Origin of the sequence: Candidatus Cloacimonas sp., from assembly GCA_039680785.1 — a bacterium.
Lineage (GTDB): Bacteria > Cloacimonadota > Cloacimonadia > Cloacimonadales > Cloacimonadaceae > Cloacimonas.
Genome location: JBDKSF010000050.1, coordinates 1 through 6,387 on the forward strand (window position 1 = coordinate 1; position 6,387 = coordinate 6,387).

At 40.7% G+C, this 6,387-nt stretch carries 10 protein-coding genes; 1 reads left to right on the forward strand and 9 read right to left on the reverse strand.

The features are described 5' to 3' along the window. On the forward strand, positions 1 to 518 hold a 518-nt coding region (locus ABFC98_03320; GenBank protein MEN6445057.1), incomplete at its 5' end, for a class I tRNA ligase family protein. A gap of 848 nt (positions 519 to 1,366) precedes the next feature. Here ABFC98_03320 and rplQ read toward each other — a convergent pair. The 9 genes from rplQ to secY all read right to left on the reverse strand — a co-directional run. Then, positions 1,367 to 1,774, reverse strand: coding sequence for a 50S ribosomal protein L17 (rplQ, locus tag ABFC98_03325; protein ID MEN6445058.1), 408 nt, complete (start codon positions 1,772 to 1,774; stop codon positions 1,367 to 1,369). Next, a complete protein-coding gene (locus tag ABFC98_03330; GenBank protein MEN6445059.1) occupies positions 1,771 to 2,946 on the reverse strand; it encodes a DNA-directed RNA polymerase subunit alpha in 1,176 nt (391 codons plus the stop codon). Before ABFC98_03330 ends, rplQ begins: the two co-directional genes overlap by 4 nt. Positions 2,947 to 2,971: 25 nt before the next feature. Beyond that, positions 2,972 to 3,589: a 30S ribosomal protein S4 gene (gene rpsD, locus ABFC98_03335; protein MEN6445060.1), complete on the reverse strand. Its 618-nt coding sequence runs from the start codon at positions 3,587 to 3,589 to the stop codon at positions 2,972 to 2,974. A gap of 11 nt (positions 3,590 to 3,600) precedes the next feature. Continuing rightward, positions 3,601 to 3,990 (reverse strand): 30S ribosomal protein S11, encoded by a 390-nt coding sequence (rpsK, locus tag ABFC98_03340; GenBank protein MEN6445061.1) that lies wholly within the window; start codon positions 3,988 to 3,990, stop codon positions 3,601 to 3,603. Positions 3,991 to 3,998: 8 nt separating this feature from the next. Then, complete coding sequence (rpsM, locus tag ABFC98_03345) at positions 3,999 to 4,364, reverse strand: 30S ribosomal protein S13 (GenBank protein ID MEN6445062.1); 366 nt, start codon at positions 4,362 to 4,364, stop codon at positions 3,999 to 4,001. An 11-nt stretch (positions 4,365 to 4,375) separates the two neighbouring features. Continuing rightward, entirely contained in the window at positions 4,376 to 4,492 is a 117-nt protein-coding gene (rpmJ, locus tag ABFC98_03350; GenBank protein ID MEN6445063.1) for a 50S ribosomal protein L36, read from the reverse strand. Positions 4,493 to 4,540: 48 nt separating this feature from the next. Then, a complete protein-coding gene (gene infA, locus ABFC98_03355) occupies positions 4,541 to 4,759 on the reverse strand; it encodes a translation initiation factor IF-1 (GenBank protein MEN6445064.1) in 219 nt (72 codons plus the stop codon). 13 nt (positions 4,760 to 4,772) lie between these two features. After that, positions 4,773 to 5,534: a type I methionyl aminopeptidase gene (gene map / locus ABFC98_03360; protein MEN6445065.1), complete on the reverse strand. Its 762-nt coding sequence runs from the start codon at positions 5,532 to 5,534 to the stop codon at positions 4,773 to 4,775. A 1-nt stretch (position 5,535) separates the two neighbouring features. Beyond that, a partial coding sequence (secY, locus tag ABFC98_03365; protein MEN6445066.1) for a preprotein translocase subunit SecY occupies positions 5,536 to 6,387 on the reverse strand: 852 nt, incomplete at its 5' end.

Below are 6,387 nucleotides of genomic sequence, written 5' to 3' on the forward strand. Positions count from 1 at the left end.
ATATCTCTGAAGCAATAAAAGAGCTTCGTTATGAAACCCATTATGCCATTTATAGATGGAAAGAGGATTGTTTGCAGCGTTTGCAATTCAACACTGCCATTGCCACTTGTATGGAATTTTTGAATGCGATCGTGAAAATTAAAGAACCAGAAAAATTGAATACCGCGGAACAACAGATTTATGCTTTTGCCTGTATAACTTTGCCTAAAATGCTTTATCCCTTTGCGCCTCATATTGCAGAAGAGCTTTGGCAAGAATTGGGAAATGAAAATATGCTGAATGATTGCGGTTTGCCAGAATATGAAGAACAATATTTAACTCGGAACATTGTTACCTATGTTATTCAAGTTAACGGCAAAATTAGAGGAAAACTGGAAGTTTCAGCAGAAATCAACCAAGACGAATTGCAAGCTAAAGCATTGGAAAATGAAAATGTTAAGCGTTATCTGGAAGGACTTAATATCAAGAAAGTGATTGTTGTTCCGGGGAAAATGATTTCCATCGCAGCCGGGAAATAAAAGGTGCGGGAGTTCAGAGTGCGGGAGTTCTTGGTTCAAAGTTATTTTGGTGGTAGTTAATAAGTAAATCTGTGCAATATATACAGGAGGAACGAGATACTGTAGTTCCCCTTACAACCAAGTTATACTGCTTCCGCCTTATTTGATAACAGCTTGATAGATTGTTTGTTGTGGGTTGACCAGGAGGTCAACCTTCCTTTATTTATACGCCGGGTTAAAACCCGTCGCTTAAATCTGTCGTCCCGCTGGGACTAATTTTATTTGTTTCTATTTGCGCCGGGTTAAAACCCGTCGTTAGTATCTGTCGTTCCTAACGGAACTTATGTCTTAATCTGTTTTTTTCGAGGGGCTTACGCCACCATCGCTATGATCGTGTCGGTCTTTGAGTTAAAATCGGTTTTGCTTGTGATCGGACATATAATTTCCTTCTTTTCCCTTTTCTTTGAATAAGGTCAATAATATCCCATAGAATAGGCCGATTTTGACTTAAAGCCGACAGCCCACAACCGATAAGATTATTTACGCCACCATCGCTATGATTGTGTCGCCCTGGGGGGCTTTTTCAACAACTGCGCTTTTAGCGGCTCTTGCTGAAGAGGAGGAGTGGTGTTAGGGAAGCGTCTAAGGAAGATTGCCGAAATCCGATTTTTTATAAGCAGTTAGCTTTTGGAAATCAGAATTCGGCAATCGTTTAAAGCACTACTAAACTCTTAACTAATACTATCTAAGCCATTTAAGTTAACTAAGCGGCAATCGTTTAAAGCAGTATTAAGTTCTTAACTAATACTATCTAAGCCATTTAGGTTAGCTAATAATCCTTAAAACTTAGGTAATCTATGGCAGAACAATTATTTATTTAGGTCTTTGGCTTTGATGGCGTTCTTTTTGGGTTTGATGGTGGATTCTTCCACGAACTGAATAACAGCCATCGGAGCATTATCCCCCTTTCGAAATCCGGCTTTGAGAACTCTGGTATAGCCACCGTTTCTGCCTTCAAAGGCGGGTGCAATTTCAGTAAATAGTTTTTTCACTAAAGTTCTATTTCCCAAAACGCTGTAAGCCAGTCGTCTGGAATGGACGGTATCATTTTTTCCGTAAGTGATAACGCGTTCTACATAGCGTCGCATTTCTTTGGCTTTGGGGAGGGTGGTTGTCAATTGACCGTGTTCTATCATTGATTTAACCAGGTTATTCATCATCAAACGGCGGGCATCCATTTCCCGTCCGAATTTTCTACCTTCAACTCTATGTCTCATTTTTTATCCTTCTTTTTGGGGCTGGGAACCGGTTTACGAGGAGGTGTAACGGTAACGGTTTCCACAGATTTCTTTTCTTTAGGTGTTTCTTTTTCAGTTACTTGTTTGGTTTTAGGTTTGGTTTTGGGTTTGATTTCCAGAGCGGGAGCTTCTTTTTCTTCGGGAGGAAGAACGCCTCTGCTCCTTGCTTCTTTGATTTTGCGATAGATACTATCCACATCCATTCCGAGCTGTAAATCATACTTTTTGAGTTTTTGGATGATTTCTTCGAGGGATTTTTTACCGAAGTTACGGAATTTTAGCATTTCGGCTTCGGATTTGGAAACCAAATCACCAATAGTATCGATATGTGCCTGAGATAAACAATTTGCAGCGCGAACGCTAAGTTCAATTTCGCGCACGCTGGTATTTAGAATGCGTTCTTTTTCTTCCAAATCGGGGTCTAATTCTACATCGCGAATATATTGAGGTTCGGTCTCAAACAAGGAAATTTTGGCAGCCATATCTTTTAGGATTTTGGCAGAAAGAAACAGAGCAATGGATGGCTCAATGGCGCCGTTGGAAAAAATTTCCATAATGAGGCGATCATAATTCATTCTTTCTTTCACTCTTTGATGAGTGACGCTGAAATTTACTTTCAGAACAGGTGAATAAATGGAATCGATAGGAATAAAGCCAACTGCTTTGCCTTCGGGATTTTGCCTGTCTGCTGAAACATAACCGCGACCGATGCCCACAATCATTTCCAGACGAAAATCAATATCTTCCACTACTTCCAGCAGATAAAGGTCTTTATTGATAATTTTCACAGAAGGTGTTTCTTTAATCATTGAGGCAGTTATAACACCTTTTCCTTTGTGCTCAAGAACAATAGGAACTTCTTCTATGGTGCTGGATTGGATAACGAGCTGCTTAATCCTGAGGATTAAATCTATATAATCGGAATTGGTTCCCGGGATAGGACAAAATTCATGGTGCAAACCCTCTATCCTCACGAACCGAACTGCCGCTCCCTGAACGGAAGATAACAAAATTCGTCGTAAAGTATTTCCCAGTGTGGTTCCGAAACCCGGTTCAAGGGGACCGATTTCAAACTTGCCGTAATTGCGTGAATATGTAGATTTGTCATAATCAACCGCTTCCGGCATTTGTAAAGGTTCAAGATACATCATAGCTGCTCCTTAAGGTGGTAACGCATTATTTGGAGTAAAATTCAACTACGAGACGCAGGTCACAAGTGACGGGAATCTCACTAATTGCGGGAATTGCATTAAATTGACCGCGGAAATTTTCTTTATCTATACTAAGCCAAGAATATGGCGAAGTGAGTTCTGTTCTATCCATAGCTTCCAAAAGCAGTTTCATTCCTTTGCTTTGGGGACGGACTTCAATTATGTCTCCTGCTTTAACAAGGTAGGAAGGGATATCTACTTTTTTGCCATTAACCTGGAAATGACCATGATTGATGAACTGTCTTGCCTGCATTCTCGTTACGGCAAAACCCATTCTGTAAACGACATTATCCAAGCGTCTTTCCAAGAGCAGCATTAAATTATCACCTGTAATTCCAGATGCCTTGGCTGCCTTCTTAAAGTAGTTGCTGAATTGTCTTTCCAAGAGACAATAGGTATTGCGGAGTTTTTGTTTTTCCCGCAGATGTAAATTGTAATCGGAAGGTTTACGACGCATATTTTTTCCATGCTGTCCGGCAGGGAATTTGCGTTTGCCGAGGATTTTATCATACTTGGCATTTCCATATATATTTTCACCGAATTTGCGACAAATTTTTGCTTTTGGTCCTGTATATCTCGCCATTTTTATGCTCCTTATATCCTTCTGGTTTTAGGTGGACGACAGCCATTATGGGGAATTGGAGTTGCATCTTTAATCATCGTTACCTTCATTCCTGAAGCATTTACGGCTCTGATGGCGGATTCTCTTCCTCCACCGGGACCTTTAACAATCACGCCAACTTTCTGAATTCCCATATCCAGTCCGGCTTTAGCTACTTCTGTGGCAGCAACTTGAGCTGCAAAAGGAGTACTTTTACGAGATCCCTTGTTGCCAACTTTTCCTCCGCTGGACCAAGCAAGCACATTACCAGCCCGATCGGTTAAGGTAATAATGGTATTATTAAAACTGGAATGGACAAAGAACAGACCTTCGTCGAAAGCCAGGCGGACTCTTTTTTTCTTAGTTCTGGATTTTGTAGCCATATTTTCTCCTATTTCTTCTTGATTGAATTGCCACGAGGTCCTTTTCTGGTTCTGGCATTTGTATGAGTTCTTTGCCCGCGAACAGGAAGTCCGCGTTTATGACGCAAGCCGCGATAGCAGCCAATTTCCATTAGACGTTTGATATTCATAGCAACTTGAGTTCGGAGCGAACCTTCTACTGTATATTCATTCTGAATGATATCGCGGAGGATTTTTTCCTCTTCAATAGTAAGGTCAGCCACTTTTTTCATTTCGTCTATATTTGCTTTTTGGCATATTTCTTTTGCGCTGGACAGTCCTATACCATAAATATAAGTAAGTCCGATAAACAAGCGTTTATTTCTCGGAAGTTCGATACCTGCTATATGTGCCAAATTTATCCTCCTTAACCCTGTCTTTGTTTGTGTTTGGGGTTTGAACTGCATATAACACGGATAATACCGTTGCGTTTAATAATTCTGCAATCCTTGCAGATTTTCTTAACGGAAGCTTTCACTTTCATTATTTTCTCCTTGCTTTAGCCAAAGGGCTGTTTGCAATCATTTATTTTTTATTTATAGCGGTAGGTTATTCTACCCTTTGTAAGATCGTAGGGAGAAAGTTCCACTTTAACTTTATCTCCCGGTAGAATTCTGATATAGTTCATTCGCATTTTTCCGGAAGAATGAGCTAATATTTCATGGCCATTCTCCAAAGTAACGCGAAAAGTTGTATTGGGAAGTGCTTCGGTTACAATCCCTTCCACTTCTATAACACCTGCCTTGCTCATACTGAATATTTCCTCATCCGGTAATTGTTAGAATTTCAGGTTCGCCTTCGGTAATCAGAATAGTGTGTTCAAAATGAGCAGATAAACTATTATCCGCCGTTTTGAACTCCCATCCGTTCTCTGATACACTATTAGTACCGATATTAACCATTGGCTCGATTGCAATGGTCATACCTGCATAAAGGCGGGGACCTCTTCCCGCTTTACCTATATTGGGAATCATAGGGTCTTCATGTAAATCTGCGCCAATACCGTGTCCAGTGAGATCATCAGCAACATAAAACCCCTTGGAAGTTACAAAGGAACCAATTGCGTGGGAAATGTCACCAACTCGGTTGCCGGTAATGGCAGCGCTGATTCCTTTTAGAAGTGACTCTTTAGTTACTTGCAAGAGCTTTTCCGCTTCGGCAGATATGTTGCCAACTTTATAGGTTCTGGCTGAATCTCCATGATAACCATCATAATAAACACCGGCGTCAATGCCGATAATATCGCCTTCTTTCAATATTGCTTTGTTGGAAGGAATGCCGTGGACTATTTGCTCATTAATGGAAGTACAAATAGAGGCGGGAAATGGACTCAGACCTTCTATCCTATATCCTTTGAAAGAGGGTTCGCCACCTCTGCTGAGAATGTATTCTTCGGCAAATTTATCCAATTCCAAAGTGCTGATTCCTGGTTTTATCAGTTCTTCCAAAGCATCCAATAAACCAGCCACGATCTGACAACTTTTTCGGATTATCTCCAATTCCCAGGGGGACTTAATATAAATCATCTTAGATGGACCTGCCCCTTAATTTGCCTTTTTTCATAAAGCCATCGTAATGACGCATTACCAGATGAGATTCTATTTGCTGTAAAGTATCCAATGCAACTCCCACGACGATCAACAGACCTGTTCCGCCAAAATAAAAAGGAAGGTCCAACTGCTGACTCATAATTTCAGGCAGTAAAGCGATAAAAGCGAAGAAAATTGCTCCTGGTAAAGTAATACGCACTAAAACGCTGTTGATATAATCAGCGGTTTTCTTACCGGGCTTCTTACCTGGAATGTGTCCGCCATATTTAATCATATTTTCTGCCATTTCAGTAGGATTGAGCACAATTGCCGTAAAGAAATAAGCAAAGAAAACGATGAGTCCGACATATAAAACAGTGTAAAGAACAGCTCCAGGTGATAACCAACGCTGTAAAGTAGTCCAGAAAGTGCTTTTGCCTCCAATGAGAGCAGCAATGGTTGCCGGGAACATTAAAACGCTCTGAGCAAAAATGATGGGAATAACACCGGCAGTATTTACCCGCAAAGGTATATAGGTACTCTGACCTCCGTAAACTTTTCTTCCCACAATGCGTTTGGCATACTGAACAGGAATTTTACGCACTGCTTCGGTTACAAAAATAACTGCGGCTGTAACTGCTACCATCAGTAAAATAGCTAAAATTGCCTTCCAAGTGTAGCTTGGGTCAACCGATATTTTTTGAAACATTCTTACAAAACCTTCCGGATATCTGGCAATGATACCGGCAAAAATGATAAGTGAAATCCCGTTACCAATTCCGTGCTCAGTAATCTGCTCTCCAATCCACATAACAATCATCGTGCCACTAACCAAAGGAATAATTCCAGT